At 46.8% G+C, this 1,536-nt stretch carries 1 protein-coding gene; it reads left to right on the top strand.

Translation table 11 applies throughout. The features are described 5' to 3' along the window. Positions 1 to 97: 97 nt before the first annotated feature. The gene (locus QUB44_RS30830; RefSeq protein ID WP_333373713.1) at positions 98 to 1,381 is read left to right on the top strand and encodes a DUF5906 domain-containing protein; all 1,284 of its coding nucleotides are present in this window, start codon (positions 98 to 100) and stop codon (positions 1,379 to 1,381) included. Positions 1,382 to 1,536 lie beyond the last annotated feature (155 nt).

Below are 1,536 nucleotides of genomic sequence, written 5' to 3'. Positions count from 1 at the left end.
CCTAACACATCTCTTGATGAAGTTATTCGTGCTTATTGTGCATAAAGAGTGTCTCATACTTATTTGAAATGACTATACTTTGCGGATTGCGCTTCTTATGGTTCTGGGGCGAGGCGTGACAGGCAAAACTCTCAAGGATTTTCAGATTTACGACACCGGTCGGAAGTTTCCTCTCGCTGGTTTAGAGAATTCCCTGTGCAATTGGTCGAGTGAAAACTCGGACGCAGTGAAACTGGACAAGCTGCAAAGCCTCAAGCAATTCATCACCGGGGATGAACTCACCATCGAACATAAAGGGCGCGGGGAGTATCCTTATGAGCCTCAAGCTACGTTTTTAGCTAACTGCAATGCCGTGCCATCTATCAGCAGCGACGCTGAAGCAATCAGGAGTCGATATTGCATTGTTAGTTTCAAAAAAACTTACGCAGTCGGAGCCGATACCAGTAAAGGTCAGTTGGAGGCAGAGCCTCGCTTAAAGAGCGACAAAGATTTTGTCCTTAAGCACGTTGCACCCGTCATGCTCAACATGATGCTGGCGCGGATTCCAGCAATATTGGCTGAGGGCATTGATTATGGTTCTGGTGACGCCGCTCTACGGGAAGCTCAAGAAAAGTCAAACCATTTGTGGCAGTTCATGCGAGACAGGGGGTATGAGGTCGGTAAAGGCGATCGCCTTTATGCAAAAGACGCTTGGTTTGACTTAGTGGACTGGTATATAGAAACGGGAACCCTTGAGGTTGAGTATGACCGAGAAGGCAAGGAGAAACGAGTTTGGAACGAGTTACCAGGGCGGGATACTCCTGTAAAAGCTATCAACCAGCTCTTTGCCCGGTTGAGTGAGTTAGTCCCCAACTTGGAAAAATATCGCCACACAGAACGGGGTTTTGAATCTGAGCGGACGATGGGAGATTTTTACTACATCGGCCTCACAAAACACAAATCAGAAAAAAGTGGAAAAAGTGCTCCAGCATCTCCAGCGGTAGACACAGCAAAGAAATCTCCTCCAGCAGTGATCCAGCAAGAGATTACTGCTGGAGCACCGCTGGAGCAAACAATCCTTGCACAGCAAGCTGCTGGAGATGCTGGAGCACTAAACCCAACTATTTTGGATTTTTGCAATTCTTTCTCCAAACTCTCGGATTCCGACAAGCAAAAATTGACAGAACTACTCACGGGCATCCCCTGTTCAGATCCACTCAAGGCTTTCAGAGTGGGAGACAAAGTGGCTGGTAACAAACCGGAGGATTCCAGCTATAACTGGCACGGTCGCATCACTGAGATTCACACGAGCATCAGTTACAAGGTTGACTGGCAAGAGCGCGAAAAACACAAGGGCGGTCGGATAATCTCAATGCTCTTCTGTGACCTGCGGAAAATTTAGCCGCTGCCTGACAATCTGACGGCTCAATCCCATCCCCCTTAACAGGGGGATTTTCATGTCTAGCCATGTACTAGATATATAAGTAGCTAGACAAAATTAATTACATAGTTTTCTCCAAATTCTTTCAGGATTTTTTCCACAGAGGTAACAAAAGT

Origin of the sequence: Microcoleus sp. AT3-D2, from assembly GCF_036705715.1 — a bacterium.
In the GTDB taxonomy this organism is placed as follows: domain Bacteria; phylum Cyanobacteriota; class Cyanobacteriia; order Cyanobacteriales; family Microcoleaceae; genus Microcoleus.
This window is presented reverse-complemented; position numbering and strand designations above follow the sequence as displayed.